Annotated in this window: 26 protein-coding genes and 1 tRNA gene; 12 read left to right on the top strand and 15 right to left on the bottom strand. The window is 68.0% G+C overall.

All coding sequences use genetic code 11. The features are described 5' to 3' along the window. Positions 1 to 31: 31 nt before the first annotated feature. From QM806_RS11075 to QM806_RS11060, 4 genes are all read right to left on the bottom strand, one after another. Entirely contained in the window at positions 32 to 2,011 is a 1,980-nt protein-coding gene (locus QM806_RS11075) for an ABC transporter ATP-binding protein (protein WP_283291344.1), read from the bottom strand. Then, a complete protein-coding gene (locus tag QM806_RS11070; RefSeq protein ID WP_065488718.1) occupies positions 2,008 to 3,741 on the bottom strand; it encodes an ABC transporter ATP-binding protein in 1,734 nt (577 codons plus the stop codon). The genes QM806_RS11075 and QM806_RS11070 overlap by 4 nt, the downstream gene beginning before the upstream one ends. A 116-nt stretch (positions 3,742 to 3,857) precedes the next feature. Beyond that, positions 3,858 to 6,206 carry an MMPL family transporter gene (locus QM806_RS11065; RefSeq protein ID WP_265146899.1) on the bottom strand — a complete coding sequence of 783 codons (2,349 nt, stop codon included), beginning with the start codon at positions 6,204 to 6,206 and terminating at the stop codon, positions 3,858 to 3,860. Positions 6,207 to 6,256: 50 nt separating this feature from the next. Then, the gene (locus QM806_RS11060) at positions 6,257 to 6,859 is read right to left on the bottom strand and encodes a TetR/AcrR family transcriptional regulator (RefSeq protein ID WP_005253325.1); all 603 of its coding nucleotides are present in this window, start codon (positions 6,857 to 6,859) and stop codon (positions 6,257 to 6,259) included. A gap of 121 nt (positions 6,860 to 6,980) precedes the next feature. On the opposite strand from QM806_RS11060, the gene QM806_RS11055 reads away from it, so the two are divergent. The 5 genes from QM806_RS11055 (at position 6,981) to QM806_RS11035 (ending at position 10,983) form a co-directional block, all read left to right on the top strand. Continuing rightward, positions 6,981 to 7,796, top strand: a complete 816-nt coding sequence (locus QM806_RS11055; RefSeq protein ID WP_169693791.1) for a class I SAM-dependent methyltransferase — start codon at positions 6,981 to 6,983, stop codon at positions 7,794 to 7,796. A gap of 136 nt (positions 7,797 to 7,932) precedes the next feature. Beyond that, positions 7,933 to 9,006 (top strand): aromatic ring-hydroxylating oxygenase subunit alpha, encoded by a 1,074-nt coding sequence (locus tag QM806_RS11050; protein WP_043787312.1) that lies wholly within the window; start codon positions 7,933 to 7,935, stop codon positions 9,004 to 9,006. Positions 9,007 to 9,024: 18 nt separating this feature from the next. Further along, on the top strand, positions 9,025 to 9,240 hold the full coding sequence (locus tag QM806_RS11045) for a hypothetical protein (protein WP_005561602.1): 216 nt from the start codon (positions 9,025 to 9,027) through the stop codon (positions 9,238 to 9,240). A gap of 15 nt (positions 9,241 to 9,255) precedes the next feature. Then, the gene (locus QM806_RS11040; RefSeq protein WP_054246843.1) at positions 9,256 to 10,215 is read left to right on the top strand and encodes a PDR/VanB family oxidoreductase; all 960 of its coding nucleotides are present in this window, start codon (positions 9,256 to 9,258) and stop codon (positions 10,213 to 10,215) included. Between the two features lie 15 nt (positions 10,216 to 10,230). Beyond that, on the top strand, positions 10,231 to 10,983 hold the full coding sequence (locus QM806_RS11035; RefSeq protein WP_005561607.1) for an IclR family transcriptional regulator: 753 nt from the start codon (positions 10,231 to 10,233) through the stop codon (positions 10,981 to 10,983). Here the strand turns inward: QM806_RS11035 and QM806_RS11030 are convergent. Both QM806_RS11030 and QM806_RS11025 read right to left on the bottom strand, forming a co-directional pair. Continuing rightward, complete coding sequence (locus QM806_RS11030) at positions 10,949 to 11,446, bottom strand: RrF2 family transcriptional regulator (protein ID WP_005248742.1); 498 nt, start codon at positions 11,444 to 11,446, stop codon at positions 10,949 to 10,951. The two genes, QM806_RS11035 and QM806_RS11030, sit on opposite strands and share 35 nt — an antisense overlap. A gap of 37 nt (positions 11,447 to 11,483) precedes the next feature. Then, positions 11,484 to 11,900, bottom strand: a complete 417-nt coding sequence (locus QM806_RS11025) for a VOC family protein (RefSeq protein ID WP_005253310.1) — start codon at positions 11,898 to 11,900, stop codon at positions 11,484 to 11,486. A gap of 165 nt (positions 11,901 to 12,065) precedes the next feature. On the opposite strand from QM806_RS11025, the gene QM806_RS11020 reads away from it, so the two are divergent. After that, on the top strand, positions 12,066 to 13,034 hold the full coding sequence (locus tag QM806_RS11020; protein WP_005253308.1) for a sterol desaturase family protein: 969 nt from the start codon (positions 12,066 to 12,068) through the stop codon (positions 13,032 to 13,034). On the opposite strand, the gene QM806_RS11015 is transcribed toward QM806_RS11020, so the two are convergent. The 6 genes from QM806_RS11015 to QM806_RS10990 form a co-directional block, all read right to left on the bottom strand. After that, the gene (locus QM806_RS11015; RefSeq protein WP_005561610.1) at positions 12,966 to 13,649 is read right to left on the bottom strand and encodes a YceI family protein; all 684 of its coding nucleotides are present in this window, start codon (positions 13,647 to 13,649) and stop codon (positions 12,966 to 12,968) included. The genes QM806_RS11020 and QM806_RS11015 overlap by 69 nt on opposite strands. A 69-nt stretch (positions 13,650 to 13,718) precedes the next feature. Continuing rightward, complete coding sequence (locus QM806_RS11010; protein WP_054246841.1) at positions 13,719 to 14,513, bottom strand: SDR family NAD(P)-dependent oxidoreductase; 795 nt, start codon at positions 14,511 to 14,513, stop codon at positions 13,719 to 13,721. A gap of 93 nt (positions 14,514 to 14,606) precedes the next feature. Further along, positions 14,607 to 14,697 (bottom strand) — tRNA-Ser (locus tag QM806_RS11005). Between the two features lie 55 nt (positions 14,698 to 14,752). Further along, positions 14,753 to 14,944 carry a CsbD family protein gene (locus QM806_RS11000; protein ID WP_005561211.1) on the bottom strand — a complete coding sequence of 64 codons (192 nt, stop codon included), beginning with the start codon at positions 14,942 to 14,944 and terminating at the stop codon, positions 14,753 to 14,755. Positions 14,945 to 15,082: 138 nt separating this feature from the next. Continuing rightward, positions 15,083 to 15,541 (bottom strand): nucleoside deaminase, encoded by a 459-nt coding sequence (locus QM806_RS10995; protein WP_005561213.1) that lies wholly within the window; start codon positions 15,539 to 15,541, stop codon positions 15,083 to 15,085. A gap of 11 nt (positions 15,542 to 15,552) precedes the next feature. Beyond that, complete coding sequence (locus tag QM806_RS10990; RefSeq protein WP_065488705.1) at positions 15,553 to 16,092, bottom strand: tRNA adenosine deaminase-associated protein; 540 nt, start codon at positions 16,090 to 16,092, stop codon at positions 15,553 to 15,555. Between the two features lie 49 nt (positions 16,093 to 16,141). Here QM806_RS10990 and QM806_RS10985 point away from each other — a divergent pair, with 49 nt between their 5' ends. Beyond that, positions 16,142 to 17,110 (top strand): prephenate dehydrogenase, encoded by a 969-nt coding sequence (locus QM806_RS10985; protein WP_169693792.1) that lies wholly within the window; start codon positions 16,142 to 16,144, stop codon positions 17,108 to 17,110. 49 nt (positions 17,111 to 17,159) lie between these two features. Here QM806_RS10985 and QM806_RS10980 read toward each other — a convergent pair whose 3' ends face one another. After that, positions 17,160 to 17,747 (bottom strand): putative glycolipid-binding domain-containing protein, encoded by a 588-nt coding sequence (locus QM806_RS10980; protein ID WP_005248751.1) that lies wholly within the window; start codon positions 17,745 to 17,747, stop codon positions 17,160 to 17,162. Beyond that, positions 17,744 to 18,856 (bottom strand): hypothetical protein, encoded by a 1,113-nt coding sequence (locus QM806_RS10975; RefSeq protein WP_265146895.1) that lies wholly within the window; start codon positions 18,854 to 18,856, stop codon positions 17,744 to 17,746. The genes QM806_RS10980 and QM806_RS10975 overlap by 4 nt, the downstream gene beginning before the upstream one ends. Positions 18,857 to 19,036: 180 nt before the next feature. Here QM806_RS10975 and QM806_RS10970 point away from each other — a divergent pair, with 180 nt between their 5' ends. From QM806_RS10970 to QM806_RS10950, 5 genes are all read left to right on the top strand, one after another. Continuing rightward, positions 19,037 to 20,182, top strand: coding sequence for a DNA cytosine methyltransferase (locus tag QM806_RS10970; RefSeq protein WP_005561219.1), 1,146 nt, complete (start codon positions 19,037 to 19,039; stop codon positions 20,180 to 20,182). Between the two features lie 14 nt (positions 20,183 to 20,196). After that, a complete protein-coding gene (locus QM806_RS10965) occupies positions 20,197 to 20,601 on the top strand; it encodes a very short patch repair endonuclease (protein ID WP_005561220.1) in 405 nt (134 codons plus the stop codon). Between the two features lie 124 nt (positions 20,602 to 20,725). Further along, positions 20,726 to 20,995: a hypothetical protein gene (locus QM806_RS10960; RefSeq protein WP_037202863.1), complete on the top strand. Its 270-nt coding sequence runs from the start codon at positions 20,726 to 20,728 to the stop codon at positions 20,993 to 20,995. A 61-nt stretch (positions 20,996 to 21,056) separates the two neighbouring features. Continuing rightward, the gene (locus QM806_RS10955; protein ID WP_283291339.1) at positions 21,057 to 21,713 is read left to right on the top strand and encodes a class I SAM-dependent methyltransferase; all 657 of its coding nucleotides are present in this window, start codon (positions 21,057 to 21,059) and stop codon (positions 21,711 to 21,713) included. A gap of 81 nt (positions 21,714 to 21,794) precedes the next feature. Further along, entirely contained in the window at positions 21,795 to 22,226 is a 432-nt protein-coding gene (locus tag QM806_RS10950; RefSeq protein ID WP_005561222.1) for a nitroreductase family deazaflavin-dependent oxidoreductase, read from the top strand. Between the two features lie 16 nt (positions 22,227 to 22,242). Here the strand turns inward: QM806_RS10950 and QM806_RS10945 are convergent, their stop codons facing one another. After that, positions 22,243 to 23,046, bottom strand: a complete 804-nt coding sequence (locus tag QM806_RS10945) for an NAD(P)H-binding protein (protein WP_005561223.1) — start codon at positions 23,044 to 23,046, stop codon at positions 22,243 to 22,245. Positions 23,047 to 23,064: the final 18 nt, after the last annotated feature.

The raw sequence follows: 23,064 nt of genomic DNA, 5'->3' as shown, positions 1-23,064 counted from the left end.
CCGCGGGCGGTTAACAAGTACTCACAGGTCGTCAGACATCGGCGCCGACGAACTGGCTGTTGTAGAGGCGGTAGTACGCGCCGCGGGTGAGGAGCAGGTCGTCGTGGCTGCCCTGCTCGACGATGCGACCGTCCTCCATGACGACGATGAGGTCGGCGTCGCGGATGGTCGACAACCGGTGTGCGATCACGAAACTCGTGCGATCACTGCGCAGGACCGCAGTCGCGTGCTGCACCAGCAACTCGGTGCGGGTGTCGACGGAACTGGTCGCCTCGTCGAGGATCAGGATCGACGGCTGCGAGATGAACGCGCGGGCAATGGTGATCAACTGCTTCTCACCGGCACTGATGTTGCTGCCCTCTTCGTCGATCACGGTGTCGTAGCCGTCGGGCAGCGAGTGGACGAACCGGTCGACGTAGCTGATCCGCGCGGCCGCCTGGATCTCCTCCTCGGTGGCGTCGGGACGTCCGTACGCGATGTTGTCGCGGATGGTGCCGCCGAACAGCCACGCGTCCTGCAGCACCATGCCGATGCGGGACCGCAGGTCGTCGCGCGACATCTCGGCGATGTCGACGCCGTCGAGGAGGATCCTGCCGCCGTCGAGTTCGTAGAACCGCAGGATCAGGTTGACGAGTGTGGTCTTGCCGGCGCCGGTGGGTCCGACGATGGCGACCATCTGGCCGGGTTCCGCCACCAGCGACAGGTTCTCGATCAGCGGCTTCTCCGGCGAGTAGCTGAACGACACGTCCGAGAACTCCACCCGGCCGAACGTATGGACGCGACCCGCATCACGCGGCTCCGCCGGTGTGGGAGCTTCGGTGAGGTCGGGCTCCTCCTCATCCTCGTCGAGGATGGCGAACACCCGCTCGGCGGACGCCACACCCGACTGCATGAGGTTGACCATCGCCCCGATCTGGGTGAGGGGCTGGGTGAACTGGCGCGAGTACTGGATGAACGCCTGCACATCGCCGAGGCTCATCGTGCCGGACGCCACCCGCATGCCGCCGAGCACGGCGATGGCCACGAAGTTGAGGTTTCCGAGGAACATGATCGCGGGCATGATCAGACCCGAGATGAACTGGGCCCGGTAGCTGGCCTGGTAGAGCGCCTCGTTCTGCTCCTCGAACCGCGCCTCCACCTCACGGCTGCGGCCGAACACGGTGACCAGTTCGTGGCCCGTGTACGCCTCCTCCACGTGAGAGTTGAGCGCTCCCGTCGACTTCCACTGCGACACGAAGTGGGTCTTGGACCGTTTCGCGATCTGCGCTGTCACGAGGATCGACAGCGGCACCGTCAGTACCGCGATCAACGCGAGCAGCGGCGAGATGACGATCATCATCACGAGGATGCCGATCACCGTCATCGCCGACACGATCAGCTGGCTCATCGTCTGCTGCAACGACTGCGAGACGTTGTCGATGTCGTTGGTGACCCGGCTCAGCAGGTCGCCGCGGGAGTGGGAGTCGAAGTAGCGCAGCGGAAGTCGGTGGATCTTCCGTTCGACCTCGGCGCGCAGGTTCTTCACGACGCCCTGCACGATGCTGTTCAGCAGGAAACCCGACAGCCACATGAACACCGACGACCCCAGGTACAGGGCCACCACGATCGCCAGCACCCGGCCGAGCGCACTGAAGTCGATACCGACACCGGGCACGACGGCCATGCCGGACACCATGTCGGCGAACGTGTTCTGCCCGTCGGCCCGCAGTGCGGCGACGGCCTGATCCTTCGACATCCCGGCGGGCAACTGCGCGCCGATGATGCCGTCGAAGATCAGGTTCGTGCCCTGACCGAGCATGCGCGGCGCGATCGAGGTGAGCACCACCGACACGGCGGCGACCAGGAGAACGATGCCGACGGCGATCCGGTGGGGACGCAGCCGCCTCAGCAGCCGCTTGGTGGACGGCCACAGGTCGTTCGGCTTGGACCCCGGGGCGCCCGGAGCGACCGGTCCCGGAATACGGGGGCCGGCGGGCCTTTCGGCAGTGGTGGTGGTTGCGCGATCGCTCATAGTGCTTCCTGGACCGATCGTTGGGATTCGACGATCTCGACGTAACACGGACACGTCTCGAGCAGTTGGTCGTGCGTGCCGATCCCGACCACCGCGCCGTCCTCGAGGACCACGATCTGCTCGGCCTCCACGATCGTCGAGACGCGTTGGGCGACGACGATGACGCACGCGTCCGAAGTTTCGGGTTTGAGCGCCGCACGCAGCCGGGCGTCGGTGGTGAGGTCGAGGGCGGAGAAGGAGTCGTCGAACAGGTAGATCGACGGGCGACGGACCAGTGCCCGCGCAATGGCGAGTCGCTGTCGCTGACCGCCGGACACGGTCGTGCCGCCCTGTGCGATCGGGGTGTCGAGACCCTCGGGCATCGCGCGGACGAAATCGGCGGCCTGCGCGATCTCCAGAGCCCGCCACAGTTCGTCGTCGGTGGCATCGGGCTTGCCGTACCGGAGGTTGGTGGCGACGGTGCCCGAGAACAGGTACGGCCGCTGCGGAACGAGTCCGATGCCGGACCGCAGGACGTCGAGGTCGATGCGACGCACCTCCGTGTCGGACACGGTGACCGAACCCGACGTGGCGTCGATGAGACGCGGGATCAGCGACAGCAGCGTCGTCTTGCCGGAGCCGGTGCCGCCGATGATCGCCGTGGTCTTGCCCGGTTCGGCGCGGAAGCTGATGTCGCGCAACACCGGTTCGTCGGCGCCGGGGAACTTGAACTGGGCGTCGCGCAGTTCCACCACACCGGGGTTCTCCAGCACGGTGACCGCATCGACCGGCGGCACGACGGTGGAATCGGTGGCGAGCACCTCGCCGATGCGTTCGGCGCAGACGGTGGCGCGGGGGGCCATCATCGCGATGAACGACGCCATCATCACCGACATCAGGATCTGCATGATGTAGCTGAGCATCGCGGTCAGCGAGCCGACCTGCATGGTGCCGCTGTTGATCTCGTGGCCGCCGAACCAGATGACGGCGACGCTGGTGATGTTCGCGATGACCATCACGAGGGGGAACATCACCGCCGTCAGTCTGCCGACCCGCAGGGCGGTCTGGGTGAGCTGCTCGTTCGCGTCGCCGAACCGCGCCACCTCGGAGCGCTCACGGACGAACGCCCGCACCACGCGGATACCGGTGATCTGCTCACGCAGCACCCGGTTGACCCCGTCGATGCGGGTCTGCATCTCCCGGAACGCGGGCACCATCCGCGAGATCACGAACCCCATGGACAGCGCGAGAACCGGCACGGTGACCGCCAGGATCCAGGCGAGCCCGGCGTCCTCCCGAATCGACATCACGACACCGCCGACGCACATGATCGGCGCCATCACCAGGATCGTGCAGCTCATCACGACGAGCATCTGCACCTGCTGCACGTCGTTGGTGTTGCGGGTGATCAGGGACGGCGCGCCGAAGCGGCCGAACTCGCGGGACGAGAAGCTCCCGACCTGATGCATCACGGCGCGGCGCACGTCGCGCCCGAAACCCATTGCGGCACGGGCGCCGAAGAACACCGAACCGATCGAGCAGATGATCTGCACGACGGTGACGAGCAGCATCATGACGCCCGTGGACAGGATGTACCCGGTGTCGCCCTTGGTGACGCCGTTGTCGATGAGATCGGCGTTCAGACTGGGCAGGTAGAGGGCGGCCGCGGTCGCGACCAGCTGGAACAGGACGACCGCCGTGAGGTCCCGCTTGTACGGGCGGAGGTACGTGGTGAGCAGGGCATTCAACATGGGCAGCGATCCTGGCGGGTCATCATTGTGTCCGAAGGTTACCAACAGAAGGCCTACGGCCTTGTGCGCCTTTCTGGTAGCAGGCACTACCAGAAAGGCGCACGGGCGCGAAGCGCCTACCGGACGGGCTGCAGCGGCTCGTCCGCGTCGTGCAGGACCTTCTTCAGCTTCTCGCCCTCGATGTCCACGTTGGGCAGGATCTTGTCCAGCCACTTCGGCAGCCACCACGCCTTGTCGCCGAGCAGTGCCATCACGGACGGGATGATCACCATGCGCACGACGAAGGCGTCGAAGAACACGGCCGCCGCCAGGGCGAAGCCGATCGACTTGATGAACGAGTTCGGCTCGGCGATGAACGCCGCGAACACCGAGATCATGATGACCGCGGCGGCGCTGACCACCCGGGCACCGTGGTTGAAGCCGACGGTGACGGCCTGCTTCGCGGTCGCGCCGTGGACGTATTCCTCCCGCATCCGGGTCACCAGGAACACCTGGTAGTCCATCGCGAGACCGAACACGACGCCGATCAGGAAGATCGGCATGAAGCTGACGATCGGCTGCGGGTTGGAGATGATGCCGCCCCAGCCCTCCTGGAACACCGCGACCGTGGCACCGAACGTGGCCGCGACGCTGAGGAGGAAGCCGAGCGTGGCCGTCAGCGGCACGAGCACCGACCGGAACACGAGCAGCAGCAGGAGGAAGGCCAGGCCCACGACCACCGCGAGGTACGGGATCAGCGCGTCCTGCAGCGTCTCGGACACGTCGCCTTCGAGCGCGGTCTGCCCGGTGACGCCGTAGTTGACGCCGATCGAGGCGTGCAGACCTGCCTCCGCACCGCGGATGTTGTTCACCAGGTCCATCGTCGCCGGATCGCTGGGGGCGCTGCTCGGCGTCACCAGGATCTGCGCGGTGTCACCGGCCTTGTTCACGCCGACGACCTGCGCGTTGGACACGTCGTCCTGCGCGGTGATGGTCTTCACGACCTCACCGAATGCCTCCGACGGCGTGCCGGTGGTGACGTCCTTGGCGTCGACGACGACGAGCAGCGGACCGTTCTTGCCGGGGCCGAAGCCTTCGCTCACGAGGTCGTAGGCCTGCCGGGAGCTGGTGGCGGGGTCGCCGGTGCCCTCGCTGGGCAGGGCCAGGCTCAGGCCGGTCGCGGGGATGGCGAGCGCCCCGAGCACCACGACTCCGGCGATCAGCGGAATCGCGGGACGGCGGACCACGGCGCTGATGTACCGCAGGGCGAGGCTCGGCTTGCCCTCGTCGTCCTCGAGGTCGCGACTGCTGAGGAACGGGATCTTGCCTGCGAACGCCTTCTTCCCGAACAGCCCGAGGATCGCGGGCAGGAGCGTCAACGCGATCGAGACGGCGATGAACACCGTGAACGCGGCGGCCGCACCCATGTCGGAGAGGAACGGGATCCCGACGACGCGCAGCGCGATCAGGGCGATGATCACCGTGAGACCGGCGAACACCACGGCGGAACCGGCGGTGCCGACGGCACGTCCGGCCGCTTCCGAGCGGTCGTCCGTGAGGGTGAGTTCGTGCCGGAACCGGGACACGATGAACAGCGAGTAGTCGATGGCGACGGCCAGGCCGATCATGATGGCCAGCGTGGGTGTCATCGAGCTGAGGTCGGTGAAGCCGGTGGCGACGGTGATTCCGAGGCTGCCGATCATGATGCCGATGATCGCGGTGATCAACGGCAGACCGGCGGCGACCAGCGAACCGAACGTCAGTGCGAGCACGACAGCGGCCACGCCGATACCGACGAGCTCGGTGGCGCCACCGGGCGGTTCGGCTTCGTTGGCGGCGGAACCACTGATCTCGACGGTCAGTCCGGCGTTGCGGCCGGCGTCGGCAGCGGCCGAGATCTGGTCGCGCAGAGCCTGGTCGACGTCACCCATGCTGCCCTTGAACGGCACCTCGACGTAGCCGACGGTCTTGTCGGCGTTGAGCGGGGACAGCGCCTGCGCGTTCGCGACGGCGGCCTCTTCACCGATTCCCTTGTCGGGCGCGGACGACTTCGCCATCTCGACGAGCTGCTCGTTCGCCGTGACGGGGTTGACCAGGGCCTTCGCGGCGTCGGCGCCCGAGGCGGTGGCGGGATCGACCTTGGCGGCGTCCTGGACCTGGTCGATGCCGCGCACCTTGGCGAGCACCGCGTCCATCGCCTGCCGACTCTGCTCGCTCTCGAGGGTCTGCCCCTCGGGAGCGGCGAACACGTAACGCGCGCTGACGGCGTTCATCGGGTCGCTGCCCGCGGCTTCGGGGAACCGTTCGGCCATCAGGTCCTGCGCCTGCTGCGCGGGGGTGCCCGGGATGGAGAACGAGTCCTTCGTGGGCCCGGACAGTGTTGCCGCCCCGACGCCCATGAGGACCAGGATCACCAACCAGACGCTGAGGACCGCACCTTTTCGCCGGTAGGCGAATCTGCCGATCCGATAGAGATAGGTGGCCACGAGAGGCTCCTTCTGAGTCGGTGGAACGAAGAGTGATTCGGGGCAGCCGGCTACGGCTGCGGGATTCCCTGACGGAGTTGGCGCATGGCGTCGCGGACCAGTTCTTCGGGTCCGCTCGCGCCGGATTTGCCGCTCATCCACAGGTCGAGCGACGCCTTGCACGCCGATCCGACCGCCAGGTGCAGCAGGTTGGGGTAGAGGTCGGTGTCGATGTTCGTGCCCGTGCGTTCGGCGATCACCTCACCGACCAGACGGGTGACGCGCAGGTGCACTTCGAGTTTCTTCGCGAGCAGCGCGGGGCTGGTCTCGACGAGTTCCATCATCACCGCGGTCTCTTCGAGCGGTTTCGCCGGATCGGTGACGATCTGGACCACCACGTGCTCGAGGGAATCCCAGATCGGCTCGTCCTCCGGGCGGGCGCGGAGCAGGTCCACCCAGTCGTGGACGGACTGCTCGAAGTGCGCGAGTACCGCCTCCTCCTTGCTGGAGAAGTAGTTGTGGAACGTCCGAGTCGAGACCCCCGCCTCGGACGCGATGGCGTCGGCAGTGACGCATTCGATGCCCAGCGCGCGGGCCAGGCGTGCGGCGGCGCCGCTGAGGGCTGCACGCGTGGCGGCCTTCTTGCGGTCCCGCAGTCCGATTTCCGAAATCACTACTCCGACGGTACAGAACTTGCAGAGCTCTGCAAATTTGCGCGACAGTGCAACTTTTATGTTCTTGCCCACAGCCCGCGCAGCACTGTGTCGGGAGTCACCGCGGCGTTACGGTGGATCCATGTCCGATCCGACGGCGCCGCTGTCGTTCCGGGCGGACGAGATCGACCGCGCCGCCCTGGACCAACTCGCCGCAGTCCTCGACCTGCAGGCCGCGCGCCCGGGAATCCGGCGACTGCGCGAGTGGTCGCTCGCTGCCCTGCACGTGCAGCCGGGCGAGAGCGCCCTCGACCTCGGATCGGGCACGGGATCGGAGACGCGGGCCCTCGCCGCCGCGGTCACCCCGTCGGGTCGCGCGATCGGACTCGATCCCAATCCCGGCATGGCCCTCCTCGCCCGGGAGCGGACCGAGGAGGAGGGCTCGACCGCGCAGTTCGTGATCGGCGACGCCTACTCGCTGCCGTTCCCCGACGACCGCCTCGACGTCGTACGGTGCGAACGGGTGTTCCAGCACCTGAGCGAGCCGGACCGCGCGGCGGCGGAAGTGGCCCGCGTGCTGCGGCCCGGCGGGCGCGGCGTCATCGTCGACAGCGACTGGGGCACGGCGATCATGCACCCCGGAGATCCCGAGATCCTGCAACGGATCATGGACGTGATGCTGTCGCACACCGCGAACCCGCACTCCGGGCGGCTGCTCCCGGGACAGCTCACCTCCGCCGGACTCGTCGTCGAGGACATCGGCACGGAGGCGCTGATCCAGGATCCGGGCGATGTGACCGGCCCACTCGTCCAGATGATGACGGCCGCCGCGATCGCCGCGGGGGCGATCACCGAGGCGCAGAGCGCCGAGCTGCTGGACCAGCTGAACGCCGCCGCCCGCAGCGGCGACTTCCACATGTCGGTGACGATGTTCGCCTACCTCGTCCACAAGCCCTGACGAAACCCTTCCGACATTCGGAAACCGAGTGTGGTGGATCACCTCCGGTGCCGCACAGTGGTGGAGACGACGCCGACGCCTCACCGAGTCCGGCGTCACGAATAACGCAGCAGCCCAGCATATTCCGGAGGCACTCATGTCCACGATCGCCCGTAACCAGTGGTACGTCGCAGCGTACGGCCGTGAGGTCGGACGCGAGCTGTTCTCGCGCACCATCTGCGAGGAGCCGATCCTGTTCTGGCGGACCGAGGCCGGCGAGGCCGTCGCGATGAGCGACCGGTGCGTGCACCGCCGGTACCCGCTGTCCGAGGCGCCGAGCCGGCTCGACGGCGACAAGGTGGTCTGCGGCTACCACGGATTCACCTACGGCAGCGACGGCGGCTGCGTGTTCGTGCCCGGCCAGGCGCGCGTTCCCCGCACCGCCCGGCTGAAGTCGTATCAGGTGGTCGAGCAGGACTCGTTCGTGTGGGTCTGGATCGCCGACCCACAAAACCCCGAGCAGGGCGATCCCACCCGCATCCCCCGCGCACCGTGGATGGACTCCCCCGACTACACCGTGGTCAGCGGCATGGAACCGATCGACTGCAACTACGGCCTGCTCGTCGACAACCTGATGGACCTGTCGCACGAGACGTACCTGCACGGCGGCTACATCGGCACCCCCGAGGTGGCGGAAACCCCGATCACCACGGAGATCGACGAGGACCGGAACGTCATCTACGTGTCCCGGCACATGGACGACGCCGAGTGCCCGCCGTTCTACTCCAAGTCCACCGGCATCGAGGGACGCATCACCCGCTGGCAGGACATCGAGTACACGCCGCCGTGCCTGTACCTGCTGCACAGCCGCATCGCCCCGATCGGCGCACCGCTGCCCGGCGACGACGGCTCCGACCCGCACGCGTTCCACAGCGAGATCGTGTACGCGATCACCCCGTCGACGGAGAATTCCACCCTCGACTTCTGGGCCGTGGCCCGCGACTTCGCGGTCGGCGACGACGCCGTCACGACGTTCCTGGCGGAGAACAACCGAACCGTCGTGATGCAGGACGTCGTGGCGCTGAACGTCCTGCAGAAGGCGCTCGACACGGAAAAGGACGGCTACCAGGAGCTGTCGATCAACATCGATGCCGGTGGCCTCGGCGCACGCCGGATCCTGAAGAAGCTGGTCGACGCGCCGCAGGCCGTCACGGCAGCGGCGGTGGGCTGAGCCGTGGAACCGACCAGGATGCTCCGCGGCGCCAACGTGATGCGCATCGTCTGGCTTCCGGGCTCGGACCTGCTCGAGGGCGAGTGCCACTGCGGCGCGCGCCACGTCGCGGAAGAACCCGCCACCCTCTGGGAGTGGTTGCTCGCCCACCCCGAGGGACACCACCCCGCCGATCCGCCGGTGCCCGCCACGCCGCTGCCCGCGGCGCCGGAATCCGCTCCCGTTCCCGTCTGACCCGGAGAAACCGCCATGCCTACCCCACCCGAACCCGTGCTCGAGCTGGAGCTGACCACCAGGACCACCGGCGCCGACGGCGTCGTCGTCCTGGAGTTCCGCGACCCGTCCGGCGCGGACCTGCCCGCGTGGACACCGGGTGCGCACATCGATCTCGTGCTGACGCCGGAGCTCACCCGCCAGTACTCGCTGTGCGGCGACCCGGCCGACACCGGGACCTGGCGCGTCGCCGTGCTGCGGGAGGCGATGGGGCGCGGCGGTTCGCAGTTCGTGCACGACAAGCTGAGCGAGGGCGACCGCGTCACGGTCCGGGGACCGCGGAACCATTTCGAGCTCGCACCGTCACCGCGGTACGTGTTCGTCGCGGGCGGCATCGGGATCACGCCGATCCTCACCATGGCGCACGCAGCGGAGAACGCCGGCGCCGACTGGACCCTGGTCTACGGCGGGCGCAGCCGCAGTTCGATGGCGTTCGCCGACGCACTCGCCGAGCGGTTCGGCGACCGGGTGGTAGTGCACCCCGAGGACGAGCACGGCCTCATCGACCTACCGGGACTGCTCGACGACGTCCGGGACAACACCCTCGTGTACTGCTGCGGGCCCGCGCCGCTGCTCGACGCGGTCACCGGTCACTGCGACAGCTGGCCGTCCGGCGCGCTGCACATCGAGCGCTTCGCGGCCAAGGATCTCGAGGAACCGGTCCGCGCCGAGGGGTTCGAGGTGGAGCTGACTCTGAGCGGCAAAACCGTCACGGTGGCACCCGAGCAGTCGATCCTGCAGGCCGTCACCGCCGCCGGCGTCCAGGTGCTGTCGTCCTGCGAGGAAGGGACCTGCGGAACCTGCGAGACGGCCGTGCTCGGCGGTACTGTCGATCACCGGGATTCCCTGCTCACCGCGGACGAGCAGGCCGCCAACGACACCATGATGATCTGCGTCTCGCGTGCGAGCTGTCCACGTCTGACGCTGGAACTGTGAGACGGAGAACGAGCAATGGCGATCACCGGGTCGGTGACCATTCGCTCGTTGCGGCTCCTCGAGCTCTTCACCCCCGCGTCCCCGCGGCTGACCCTCAGCGATCTGTCGCGGAAGTCAGGGTACCCGCTGAGCACCGTGCACCGGCTGACCAGCGACCTCATCGAATGGGGCGCCCTCGAACGTGACAGCAGCGGCCGCTTCACGGTCGGGCTCAAGCTGTGGGAGATCGCGTCGCTCGCACCGCGCGGCACGATGCTGCGCGAACTGGCGATGCCGGTGATGGAGGACCTGTCGCAGATCACGCGGGAGAACGTACAGCTCGGCATCGCCGAGGGCACCGAGGTCGTGTTCGTCGAACGCATCGCCGGACAGAAGGCCGTGCCCGTCCAGACCCGCGTCGGCGGCAGGTTCCCGCTGACGGCGTCCGGCATCGGCCTGGCCCTGCTCGCCTACATGCCCGCCGACGTGCAGGAGCAGGTGCTGAGCGGGCCGATCGAGAAGTTCACCGAACGGACCGTCACCGACCCCGTCGTGCTGCGGCGGACGCTCGCCGAGATCCGCCGATCCGAGGTCGCGATCAGTGATCGCCAGGTGACCATGGACGCGGTCTCCGTCGCGGCACCGATCTTCGAGCGTCCCGGAGCGGCGGTCGCGGCCGTGTCGCTGGTGGTCTCGGCGGAGAACGCGTCACTGAACGCGCTGGTCCCGCTGGTGCGTGCGGCCGGCCGGACGATCAGCCGCGCGCTGCGCCCTCGTCAGCCGTCGTAGCCGGACGGGTGCGACGCTCCCAGGCCCCCGGATCGGATGTCAGCGTGGTGAGGAAACCCGGCAGCTGCTCGTTCGCCACATCCGCCAGGCTCACGTTCTCGAGCACGGCCCGCAGGTTCACCCGTACCGCGATCCACACGTCCTGCAGTTTGGCGGCCGGCCCGCAGTAGTCGACGTCCTCGGGACGCTCACCCCGCACCGACGCGAGCGGACCCTCGACGGTCCGGATGACGTCGGCGATCGTGATGTCCTCGGCGGGACGGGCCAGCCAGTAGCCGCCGTCGGGTCCGCGCCTGCTGTTGACCAGTCCCCCGCGCCGGAGGTCGGCGAGGACGGCCTCGAGGAACTTGTGCGGAATGGTCTGCGACTGTGCCAGGAACTCGGCCTTGGACGGGGACGGCCCGGCAGCGGCCAGTTCGATCAGTGTCCGCACGGCGTAGTCCACCTTTGCGGTGATGTGCACACCGAATTCCTACCATCCGAGTATGAAAACGGGCAACTCACGCTTCGCCGCGCGCACCCAGAATGTCCAGGTAATGCGGGTTGTACATGACGCCGAGGATGTTGCCGAACGGGTCCACGACGGACGCGGTGACGAATCCCGACTCACGTTCGGTGCGCGGCTCGTGCTCTGTCGCGCCCATCGACAGCAGCTTCTCGACGGCGACGGTCACGTCGTCGACGTGCCAGAACACCACCACGCCGGACGGGCCGTCCGCGGCGCCGTGCGGGGCGTATCGACGGTCGATGATGCCGAGCTCGTGCTGGTAGTCGCCGATCCGGTATTCGATGTACGCAGGGTTCTCGGAGCCGGGGCGTTGGAAGTACGGGGCGATGCCGAGCACGGCGCTGTACCACTCGCGGGCCGCCGGGATGTCGTCGGCGAAGAGGCTGACGGTGGTGAGTCCTCGCAACATGACGAGTCCTTTCGACTGATCCGGTTCCTGCTGACGGGATCCATTCTTCGCCGCAAAGTGCGCACCCGATGAGCACTTTGTTTTGCTCTTCGAATCGAGGCGGATAGTGATGCGTGTCACTCCGAGGTACATTGAACTGGACGATCGTCTTGTGGAGGAAGCAGCATGTGGGAGACCGTGACGTCGGCGTGGAATTCGGCGCTGCTGACGCCCCTGCACGAGCCGGTGACGCTGGCCATCCCGGCGTTCGTGCTGTTCCTCGCCATCGAATGGTTCGCGGCCCGGCACCTCGAGGACGCGACGTTCGACCCCGACGGACGGTCCCGCCCGGTGCGCGGAGGCTACGAGCGCCGCGACGCGCGGGCGAGCGTGTCGATGGGCGCCGTGTCCATCCTGACGACCACGTTCTGGAAGCTGCTGGCCCTGATCGGGTACTCCGCCATCTGGGTGTACCTCGCGCCGTGGCACCTACCCGCGGACGCGTGGTACACGTGGGTGATCCTCATCCTCGGCGTCGATGCGCTGTTCTACGCGTATCACCGGATGGCGCACCGCATCCGCCTGATCTGGGCCACCCACCAGGCGCACCATTCGAGCGAGTACTTCAACTTCTCGACCGCGCTCCGCCAGAAGTGGAACAACAGCGCCGAGATCGTGATGTGGATTCCGTTGCCGCTGATCGGCGTTCCGCCGTGGATGGTGTTCATCGGATTCTCCGTGAACCTCGTCTACCAATTCTTCGTCCACACCGAGCGCATCGGCACGCTGCCCCGGCCCATCGAGTTCGTGTTCAACACCCCCTCTCATCACCGCGTCCACCACGGCTGCGACCCCGAATACCTCGACCGCAACTACGCCGGCATCCTTATCGTGTGGGACCGGATGTTCGGCACGTTCCAACCCGAAACCCACCGCCCCACCTATGGACTCACGAAACCGGTGGGCACCTACAACATCTGGAAACTGCAGACCCGCGAATACGCCGCCATCGTCCGGGACTGGCGCCGGGCGTCGTCGTGGCGCGACAAGCTCGGCTACGTGTTCGGGCCGCCCGGCTGGGCGCCGTCAGGAACGCGCGAAGCTGACCAGGAAGTCGACCGTGCCGTTGCCGTCCACGGTCACGAAGCCCAGTGACGGCGGCGTCACCCCGAAGTCCGTCCAGGTCACCGGGATACTGCCCGAGGCGATGAGGTCGTCGCCGGAACGCAGCACGTCGATGTCGACGGACACCGGACGCGACTGCCCCTTGAGGGTCAGCGTGCCCTGGGCCGTGACCGTTCCCACGGAACCGTCCGCAGGCAGCCCGGACAGATCGACCGGGGAATCGACCGTGAACGTGGCGGTCGGGAACGTGCCGGTGTCCATCACGTTGCCGCGGAACTGGTTGTCGCGGCGGGACTGATCGGTCGCGATCGTCGCCACCTGCACAGTCACCTCGCCGGCGGTGAGTTTCTCGCCCTCGACGGTCGCGTTGCCGGTCACGTCGCCGGTCGACCCGACCACCGTGACGCTGGCGCCGTTGAGGATCTCGTGGACGGTGTACCCCGCCGCCGTCTGGTTGGAGCCCTGACCCGGCGTGACGGTCCACTGTCCGTCGACCGATCCGGTGGCCGCCTCCGCGCCCTCGGTCGACACCGAGGCCGCCGGTGCGTCGTCCTCCGCGATGAATTGGCCGTAGAACCACGGTCCCACCAGCACCGCGATCACGACGATGACAACTGCGCCGACCAACCACCACAGCTTCTTCATGAGATCACGCTAATTGCAGCTTCAATGGATGTCACTCGCTACGACCTGCGAGAGTGCTGTGAACGGCGGTCACGGGACGATGGAATCGATGTAGCCGCCGTCCACCCGCACCGCCGCGCCGGTGGTCGCCGACGCCTGCGCCGAACTGAGGTAGACGACCATGTTCGCGATCTCCTCCGGCTCGATGAGTCGCTGCAGCAACGACTGCGGCCGGTACTTCTTCATGAACTCGCGCTGCGCCTCTTCCCACGGCAGGTCCGTGTCGACAAGGCTGTAGACGAAATCCTCCACACCGCCCGTGTGGGTGGGGCCGGCGAGAACCGAGTTGACCGTGACCCCCGTCCCCGCCGCCTCTTTCGCGAAGCCGCGCGAGACCGCCAGCAGTGCCGTCTTCGACATCCCGTAATGGATCATCTCGGCGGGAATGACGATCGCGGAGTCACTGGCGATGTCGAGGACCCGGCCCCACGACCGTTCGACCATGCCGGGCAGGACCAGACGTGTCAGCCGGATCGCGGACAGCACATTCACCTCGAAGTAGCGGCGCCACTCGTCGTCATCGATCTCCAGGGCCGGCTGTGAGCCGAAGATCCCCAGATTGTTGACGAGGATGTCGACGACCGGAACGATCTCCAGGACCCCGCGCGCGCCCTCGTCCGTCGTGACGTCGGCGGCCGCCGGAACGAATTCGCCGTCCGGGACGTCGGCCCGCAGTCGCTCGATCGCCGCACCCACGGACTTCTCGGTGCGGCCGTTGATCGCCACCCGTGCGCCGGAGCGGGCGAGACCCGCTGCGATCGCGGCGCCGATGCCCTGCGTCGATCCGGTGACCAGTGCCGTCCTGCCCGTCGAGTCGATGCGCATGTCGCCTGCCCCTTCCCTCCAGGACACGCTAACGAACATCCCCGGCACGGATACACAAAAAGCTCCCCACCTGCGAGTGCAGGTGGGGAGCTTTGGCGGTGGCGGAGGGATTTGAACCCTCGGACGGGGGTTACCCGTCACACGCTTTCGAGGCGTGCTCCTTAGGCCGCTCGGACACGCCACCGCCGGTGACTTTACCGGATGTGGCGCCCGAGCCCGAAATCGCCAGGTGAAACCGTTTAAGTCAGCTTGTCCTTGACGTTCTTGGCGGCGTCCTTGACCTTCTCGCCGGCATCCTTCACCGCCGAGGACGCCTGGTCTGCCTTGCCCTCGTCGCGCAGGTCCGGATCGCCCGTGGCTTTGCCGGTGGCTTCCTTCGCCTGGCCCTTGAGGTCTTCCGCCTTGTTCGAAGCTTTGTCTGCGATTCCCACGAGATACCTCCGTGAATCCGATTTCGAACCCGGGGACGGGTCCGGCGGCGCCTCGTCAGCGCCTGTCTCCAGAGAAGCACGGGTCATGCGGACCCGGCCACATTGTGTCGAGTACCCCACGAAAGAGTTTGAAACCGGTCAGCGCCGTTCACGGAAGAAGTCTTCGAGGATGCCGGCGCATTCGTCCTCGAGAACACCGCCCCTGACCTGCGGGCGGTGCGTGAGGCGGCGGTCGCGGACCACATCCCACAACGAGCCGACGGCACCGGTCTTCGGCTCCCACGCCCCGAACACCACCCGGGAGATCCGGGCCAGCACGAGCGCGCCCGCGCACATCGTGCACGGCTCCAGCGTCACCGCGAGCGTCGCCCCCTCGAGACGCCAGCCGTCGCCGTACACCCGCGCAGCGGCCCGCAACGCGATGATCTCCGCGTGGGCCGTCGGATCCGACATCGCCTCCCGCGAGTTCACGGCCCGCGACACCTCGACACCGTCGGCGTCGAACACCACCGCACCCACGGGCACGTCGGCGTCGGTGGCAGCCCGGGCCGCCTCGATCGCCGCGCGGATCATCCGCTCGTCGTCCTGAAGAGTCACGGCGCGTGGAACTACCGGGGAAGCTTGTCGAGAACCCCGGCCAGCTCCGTGGTGAACCCGAGCCGCTGCGCGATCATCCCGAGCTGCTCGTCGGGATACAGGTCCGTCTCGGACGTGATGACAGCCAGAACGGGTTCAGGCAGACCGAGGTCCGCGAGCAACGACAGGTCGCCTTCCTCCCACGGCTCGATGTCGTCGAGTTCGTCCGGGTCGATGTCCGGGACCTCGACGTTGAGCGCCTCGAGGACGTCGGCGGCGATGTCGTAGTCGAGGGCCGCGGTGGCGTCGGACAGCAGCAGACGCGTTCCCGACGGCGCAGGCCGGAGCACGACGAAGAATTCGTCGTCCACGTCCAGCAGACCGAAGAACGCGCCCGCGCTACGAAGGGCCCGAAGCTCCTCCTCCGCGACGCTGAGACTGGTCAGAGCAGCCGAAGTGAGGGCCTTGACCTTCCACCGGCCGTCCTCGTGTACTACCGCGACACCGAAGCCCTCCAGATCCTCTGCCCGATCCGAGGAGGCGCTGTTGTTTTCCGCGCGCTGTGCACCCATGAGCGCAACGGTAGCCCGCGGGGTGCCGGTAAATGAAGTCCGCACTCGAATGTGCCAACCTGTTCGGGTGTCTGATACCCCTTCCGCACCTCCGGTGTGCGTGCTCGGCCTGGGCTTGATCGGCGGTTCACTGCTGCGTGCGGCGGTCCGGGCGGGCCGCGAGGCGTGGGGTCACAACCGATCCGCGCCGTCCGTCGACGCCGCCCGGTCGGACGGTTTCGACGCCGACACCGATCTGGTCGCGGTACTCCAGCGCGCGTCGGCCGAGTCGGCGCTGATTGTGATCGCGGTCCCCGTGCCCGCCGTTGCCGCCACTCTCACCGCGATCGCCCTGTACGCACCGAACTGCTCGATCACCGATGTCGTCAGCGTCAAGGCGGAGGTCGCGGCGGCGGCGGCCCGTCAGGGACTGTCCGACCGCTACGTGGGCGGACACCCGATGGCGGGAACGTCGGCGTCCGGGTGGAGCGTCGGCAGCGCCGACCTGTTCCGGGAAGCCGTGTGGGTGGTCGGCACCGACGACGGCGTCGACCCCGCCATCTGGACGCAGGTCGCGCAACTCGCGTTGGACTGCGGTTCCGTCGTCGTGCCCGCCGAGTCCGCCGAACACGACCGGGCGGTCGCACGCATCTCGCACCTGCCGCACCTACTGGCCGAGACCCTCGCGATCACCGGTGCCCGCGGCGGACCGCTCGCCCTCGGCCTGGCGGCCGGCTCGTTCCGCGACGGCACCCGCGTGGCCGGCAGCGCGCCCGGACTCGTCCGGGCCATGTGCGAAGGCAACCGGGACGCCCTGCTGATCGCCCTGGACGAGGCGCTGGCACTGCTGCAGGACGCGCGGACCGAACTGGCGGACCAGTCGTCGACGGCGACGCTCGTCGAGGCCGGCCACACCGCTCGCCTGACGTACGACAACCAGGAGACGTGGGAAATCACCGGCATCGTTCCCGGCCGCGCAGGCTGGATCGACGACATGCGTGATGCGGGTCGGCGGGGAGGGCGGCTCCGCCGCCTGTGAGCCTTTCTGGTTGCCGGAGCTACCAAAAAGGCGCACGGGTGCGGAGCGCCTAAATCCGTTCGGCCAGGCCCGGGTAGTCGATGATGAACCCGTCGCGGTCGACGGTCACCGAGGAACTCGACACCGGCGACAGCACGTGGATGCCGTCCGGACCACTGCTGTAGGTGAGGATCGCGCCCTCGACCCGCAGGTCCAGGAGGTTCACGTAGACGACGGGTACCTCGACGTCCTCGGACCCGAGGTGCAGTCCGTACCGCCGGATGGGCAGGGCGTTGAAGAACGGGCTGAGCACCATGTCGACGTCGAGGGCGCCGTCGAACGTGGACCGCTGGTGGTTGGCGCCGTGCTCCACCATCCACGTGCCCTCTTCGTCCCGGCTGATCGACATCTGCCGTTCACCGGCCGCAACGGACGTCCGCAGCGACAGCCGGCGGGTGACGCCGCTTTCGTCCGTGACGAGGTCGTAGGACGCGCTGAACGCCGGATGCTCAGGGCACTCGCCGCCGATGATCCGGCCTGCTGCCTTGATGCGGTCACCGTTGAGCTGGACGCGCACCGATTCCATTCGGGGTGCGTTGTCCGCCCGCCACGTCAGTACTGCGGGCCAGGTCGAGGCACCGGAGGCTTGGATGCTCACCTGTCTACGGTAAGCGACGACGGCTCCCGGGGTGGCAACGGGCCGAGTTTCGTTGCAGCAGAGTTGCCGAGACTCAGTGCCCGGGCTCGTTCCGTGACCGCGATGCGCGACGAGAAGACGACGAGGGCGCCGAGTCCGACCGCCACGTTCAACAGCGCCCCGAACTCCTGGGCGACGAAGTCGAACACCTCGGTGAGCAGCACCGTGACCAGCGCCGCGGCCCGCAGGAACTGCAACGGCCACAGCTTCCCGTTCCGCAGTCGCACGATGGCCGACCAGCACAGGACGAACGCGATCGCGGACCCGGTGAGCTGGCCGACCGTCGTGATGTCCGTTCCCTCGTCGCCGCGGAGGTCGTCGTCGAGCGTGATCACCGCGCTGAGCAGTCCCAGGGTGGAGAACAGGGTGAGGAGCACGGCCGCCGTCCAGAGCATCCCGGGACCCTTCGCGAAGGCGGGGGTCGCGCGGCGGGCCAGCTCCCGGGCCGTGGGCACGGCCCGGCCGTTCCGGTCCGGGCAGTGGGTGAGCAGATCCCGGACCGACGTCAGCGTCGCCTCGTCCGCGCCGGCGGCGGCCGCCCGGCGCAGCTGCGCCAGCGCCTGCTCCCGGCGTGCGCGGTCCAGCCCGCGGTCCAGGCCGCCCAGCGCGATGGCGGCGGCGTTGGCGACGTCCTCCGTCGGGGTCGGCGGCCGGACGTCGTGCAGCGACCGGTTGACCAGCAGCAACACGACGATCACCACGTACATGATCGCGACGGACGGCCGGTAGAAGTAGTCATTGGACTTGGTGACGAACTTGCCGATCTCGTCGAGGAACAACCCGAACCCGATGCCGCCGATCACGACGCCCAGGACGCGCGGTTTCATCCCCAGGAACGAGAACACGGTCACCAGCGCCACGACCATGCCGAGTCCGCCCCACAGGACGTGCGCGATGTGCAGCGAGGAACCCCCGACCTGCGGATAACCGGTGAGGTGAAGGTAGGCGCGGGTGAGCAGGATCGTGACGATCCCGATGATGACGAACGCTTCGACGAGGCCGCTGCCCTGGGCGTCGCGCAGGAGGTGCGGCCGGTTCCGGAAACCCGAGATTCGGAAACCCGAGATCATGGCGCCTCCCTGTGCTCCCGCCTACTGGAAGTCTATGTGGCTTCGCCACCCGTGAGTACTTATTAACCGCCCGCCGTTAATAAGTACTCACGGGTCGTTGGTCAAAGCAGGCACAGATCTCGAGTAACGTTCTCGGGTGACTGGTTCGTGAGGAAGGGTGCCGTGACGTCAACCGGGAGCATGGTGGGCCTGTTCGCCGGTATCGGCGGGCTCGAGTTGGGTCTGAGAGAGCACGGCTGGAACACCGAACTGCTCTGTGAGATCGACCCGGGCGCCCAGGCGGTTCTGCGTACCCGATTCACCGACGTCCCTGTGCATTCCGACGTCACCAAGCTGCGTTCCCTCCCCCAGGACATCGAACTCGTCGCCGCGGGATTCCCCTGCCAGGACCTCTCCCAGGCCGGCCGGACCGCCGGTATCACGGGTTCCCGTTCCGGCCTCGTCGACGAGGTCTTCCGCTTGGTGAAGCGGAAGAAGGGTCCGCGCTGGCTCCTGATCGAGAACGTGCCGTTCATGCTGCAACTGGGTCGCGGGGCTGCTATGAGGCATATCACGGACGCCCTCGAGGACCTCGGCTACACGTGGGCGTACCGGGTGGTCGATGCGCGCGCGTTCGGGCTCCCCCAGCGCCGTCAGCGGGTCCTGATGCTCGCCTCGCGCACCGAGGACCCCCGCGCGGTGCTGTTCGGTGAGGACGCCGGAGAACGCCCCGTCGACGACCATGCCGACTTCCCGTGCGGTTTCTATTGGACCGAGGGCACCCGCGGTCTCGGGTGGGCGGTCAACGCGGTCCCCACGCTGAAGGGCGGTTCGTCCGTCGGTATCGCGAGCCCGCCCGCCGTGCGACTGCCGTCGGGCGAGATCGTGACGCCCGGACTCGTGGACGCCGAACGCCTGCAGGGCTTCGACCCCGACTGGACGGCGCCCGCCGCGCTGGTCCCCGGGCTGAGGAACAGTCATCGGTGGAAGCTCGTCGGCAACGCGGTGAGTGTGCGGATGGCGTCGTGGGTCGGTCGGCGTCTGCTCGAGCCGGCGGACTACGAGCGGGGCATCGAGACGCCGATGAAGCCCGGCGACGCGTGGCCGGTGGCGGCGTGGGGCAGCAATCGTCAGGCCTTCCGGGTGCACACCTCGACGTGGCCGGTGCAGGAGCCGTACGAGGATCTCAGCGGATTCCTGGAGGACACCCGGCTGCTGTCGGCGCGCGCGACCGCCGGCTTCCTGAAGCGGGCGCGGATGGGCAATCTGCGTTTCGTTCCCGGGTTCATCGACGACGTCGAGAGCCACCTCGACCGCATGGGCGGCTTCCCCGAGGCCGCCGCGTAGCGGACGGACCCGCGATGCCCGCCACCGATCCCGCGACCAGTGCCCGGATGCGGGCGCAGCGGCGTCGCGACACCGCACCCGAACTCGCACTGCGCCGGGAACTGCACCGGCGCGGGGTCCGGTACTACGTGGACCGGGCGCCGATGAAGGGCGTCCGGCGGCGCGCCGACCTGGTGTTTCCGCGACGGAAGGTGGCCGTGTACGTGGACGGGTGCTTCTGGCACAGCTGCCCGCAGCACGCCACGTTCCCGAAGAACAACGCGCAGTGGTGGGCCGAGAAGCTCGCCGGCAACGTCACCCGCGATCGTGACACCGACACGAGGCTGACCGACGCCGGGTGGACGGTGGTGCGGATCTGGGAGCACGAGAATCCGGTGGTCGCCGCGAACAGGGTCCAGGAAGCTCTGGCCGACGAGTGACCCCTGCTTCGCTGACGGCGGCAGGTCGAGGTGTTGAATTTCCACCCCTAGGGGTATGGTCGCCGACGGCGGATCAGTGCAGGATGGTCTCATCGGTAACCATTCGGACCACCTTCGGAGGAGCATGATGATCCGCCGAATCGTCGCGGCGGCCTCCATTGCGTTTGCAGCAGCGGCCGTCCCACTCGTCGGTCCGGCGACCTTTGCCGTCGCTGCACCGGGTGACACCTACATCAGCAACCCCCCAGCCAACCCGTCGGATCAGAGTTTCTGCGACGACCAGGCCGCCCTCGCCAACAACCTCTCCGCGAAGGGCGATTTTGCGCGTGCAGACGGCGTCGTGTCGGCCGCGAACATGAGCGGTTGCCGCATCTACACGTTCCCCAGCCCGTAATCGGTTGCCGTTCCGGCAACCGGATTCCCGGTTCGACGGGCCCGGCGGCCACAGTGGGAGCATGACCCACGAGCAGGCACCGGACATGACCGATTTCTTCAGCCAGGAGTTCTGGGACGAGCGTTATCGCTCGACTACCGAGGTGTGGAGCGGCAACCCCAACCCGCATCTCGTCGAGCAGGTCGCGGACGTGACCCCGGGCAGCGCCCTGGACGTGGGCAGCGGTGAGGGCGCCGACGCGATCTGGCTGGCGGCCCGCGGGTGGAACGTCACCGGAGTGGACGTGTCGACGGTGGCGTTGGAACGCGCCGCCGAACGGGCCGCCGCAGCCGGCGCCGACATCGCGGACCGGACGACGTGGGAGCAGGCCGACATCCTGTCGTGGGAGCCGCCGGCCCGCCGATTCGATCTGGTGTCGGCACATTTCATGCATCTGCCGGGACCTGCCCGCGAGGCCCTGCACCGTCGCCTGGCCGGAGCGGTCCATCCAGGTGGGCGGCTTCTCGTCGTCGGGCATCACCCGTCCGATCTGGAGACGTCCGTCGGGCGGCCCAATGTTCCCGACATGCTGTTCACACCGGAACAGGTCGCTGCCGTACTGGACGCCGCGGAGTGGGAGATCCTGGTGTCGGCGGCGCCCTCGCGTGAGGCGCGCGACCCCGAGGGCCGGCCCGTCACCGTTCACGACACCGTTCTGCACGCGGTTCGCCGGGCCTGACGACGGTCTACTGTGTGGGCACGATCTGTTCCGAGTGCCGAGACCAGAGTGCCGAGACCAGAGTGCCGAGACGAGGACGCCGTGGCCGACCTGTTCGTGAAAGCCCTTCAGCTGCACCAGTTCGTCTACGAACGCAGCGGAGGATGGGTGGGGCACCGGTTGCTGTTCGGGATGCCGACCCTGCTGCTACACAGTGTCGGCCGGAAGTCCGGGCAGCCGCGCACGTCCGCGTTGACGTACGGCCGCGACGGCGCACGCTTTCTGGTCGTCGCGTCGAAGGGTGGTGCGCCCACGTCGCCCGCGTGGATGCACAACGTGCTGGCCGCGCCGACCTGCGAGATCCAGGTGGGCCGCGACCACATCACCGTGGCGGCGCGGAAGGTTCTGCCGGGCGACCCGGATTACGACCGGATGTGGGCGACGATGAACGAGATCAACCACGGCCGGTACAGCGACTATCAGAAGAAGACGGATCGGCCGATCCCCGTCATCGCGCTCACCCCGACCCGCTGACTCGGCCGGCGCGGCCTCAGCGGAACTCGTCGACGTGCGCCGACGCCCACTGCGCGAAGGTGGTCGCGGGGCGCCCGGTGAGTTGCTCGACGAGCCGGTTCGCCTCCTGGGGAGCGTCGACCAGACTCGCCATCCCTTCCAGATACCAGCGGGCGTACTCCCCCATCGCCGGTGTCAGGACGTCCACGGCCTCGTCCAGCGACACCTGCCGGTACTCGATGTTCCGGCCGAGGGCGGCGCCGAGTTCTCGGACGAGGTCGGCGCGGGTGATCGTCTCGGGACCGGTGAGTTCGTACGACGCGCCGACGTGCCCGTCCTCGAGGAGAGCGACGGCCGCGACCTCGGCGATGTCGTTCATGGCGATCGGCGCGTTCGCCGCCGTCGGGTACGGCTCACGCACGGTGTCTCCCGCGGCGATCTGCGGTGCCAGGATTCCCGCATTCTCCATGAACTCGCCGGGCCACAGGTGCGTCCACTCGATGCCGGACGCCTCGACGGCCCGTGCGACGTCACCCCAGTGTCCGTCGTGGGGGCCTGACAGGTCGACGACGTGCCGGACTCCGGCCTGCTTCGCCAGGGCGAGCGCGTCCGGGGCGGTGTCGGGAGTCGGTGCGAGGTACAGGGAATCGACGCCCTCGAACGCCGCGGGCAGGCTTGCGAGTCTGCGGAGGTATCCCTCGACGACGGTGACCGAGCCCGGAAGTTGCGCCTTGTCAGGATGATTCGTGAGGGCCCGGACGTCCGTCGCACCCCGCGCGAGCAGGTGGTCGACGAGCATTCTGCCGATGTTCCCGGTTGCCCCCGTCACGAGAATCGTCATGCCCTGCACGCTACCGCC

It is taken from the genome of Rhodococcus sp. IEGM 1351 (assembly GCF_030056875.1).
Taxonomy (GTDB): Bacteria; Actinomycetota; Actinomycetes; order Mycobacteriales; family Mycobacteriaceae; genus Rhodococcus_F; species Rhodococcus_F opacus.
Note: the sequence above shows the minus strand (reverse complement) of the source record. Positions and strands in the feature narration are given on the sequence as shown.

Bases quoted from the DNA above. Each gene is read 5' to 3' on its own strand.
- QM806_RS11075 (WP_283291344.1), bottom strand. From the start codon at position 2,011: ATGAGCGATCGCGCAACCACCACCACTGCCGAAAGGCCCGCCGGCCCC.
- QM806_RS11070 (WP_065488718.1), bottom strand. From the start codon at position 3,741: ATGTTGAATGCCCTGCTCACCACGTACCTCCGCCCGTACAAGCGGGAC.
- QM806_RS11055 (WP_169693791.1), top strand. From the start codon at position 6,981: ATGTCCGATCCGACGGCGCCGCTGTCGTTCCGGGCGGACGAGATCGAC.
- QM806_RS11050 (WP_043787312.1), top strand. From the start codon at position 7,933: ATGTCCACGATCGCCCGTAACCAGTGGTACGTCGCAGCGTACGGCCGT.
- QM806_RS11045 (WP_005561602.1), top strand. From the start codon at position 9,025: ATGCTCCGCGGCGCCAACGTGATGCGCATCGTCTGGCTTCCGGGCTCG.
- QM806_RS11040 (WP_054246843.1), top strand. From the start codon at position 9,256: ATGCCTACCCCACCCGAACCCGTGCTCGAGCTGGAGCTGACCACCAGG.
- QM806_RS11035 (WP_005561607.1), top strand. From the start codon at position 10,231: ATGGCGATCACCGGGTCGGTGACCATTCGCTCGTTGCGGCTCCTCGAG.
- QM806_RS11025 (WP_005253310.1), bottom strand. From the start codon at position 11,900: ATGTTGCGAGGACTCACCACCGTCAGCCTCTTCGCCGACGACATCCCG.
- QM806_RS11020 (WP_005253308.1), top strand. From the start codon at position 12,066: ATGTGGGAGACCGTGACGTCGGCGTGGAATTCGGCGCTGCTGACGCCC.
- QM806_RS11015 (WP_005561610.1), bottom strand. From the start codon at position 13,649: ATGAAGAAGCTGTGGTGGTTGGTCGGCGCAGTTGTCATCGTCGTGATC.
- QM806_RS11010 (WP_054246841.1), bottom strand. From the start codon at position 14,513: ATGCGCATCGACTCGACGGGCAGGACGGCACTGGTCACCGGATCGACG.
- QM806_RS10990 (WP_065488705.1), bottom strand. From the start codon at position 16,092: ATGGGTGCACAGCGCGCGGAAAACAACAGCGCCTCCTCGGATCGGGCA.
- QM806_RS10985 (WP_169693792.1), top strand. From the start codon at position 16,142: ATGTGCCAACCTGTTCGGGTGTCTGATACCCCTTCCGCACCTCCGGTG.
- QM806_RS10975 (WP_265146895.1), bottom strand. From the start codon at position 18,856: ATGATCTCGGGTTTCCGAATCTCGGGTTTCCGGAACCGGCCGCACCTC.
- QM806_RS10970 (WP_005561219.1), top strand. From the start codon at position 19,037: ATGGTGGGCCTGTTCGCCGGTATCGGCGGGCTCGAGTTGGGTCTGAGA.
- QM806_RS10965 (WP_005561220.1), top strand. From the start codon at position 20,197: ATGCCCGCCACCGATCCCGCGACCAGTGCCCGGATGCGGGCGCAGCGG.
- QM806_RS10960 (WP_037202863.1), top strand. From the start codon at position 20,726: ATGATGATCCGCCGAATCGTCGCGGCGGCCTCCATTGCGTTTGCAGCA.
- QM806_RS10955 (WP_283291339.1), top strand. From the start codon at position 21,057: ATGACCCACGAGCAGGCACCGGACATGACCGATTTCTTCAGCCAGGAG.
- QM806_RS10945 (WP_005561223.1), bottom strand. From the start codon at position 23,046: ATGACGATTCTCGTGACGGGGGCAACCGGGAACATCGGCAGAATGCTC.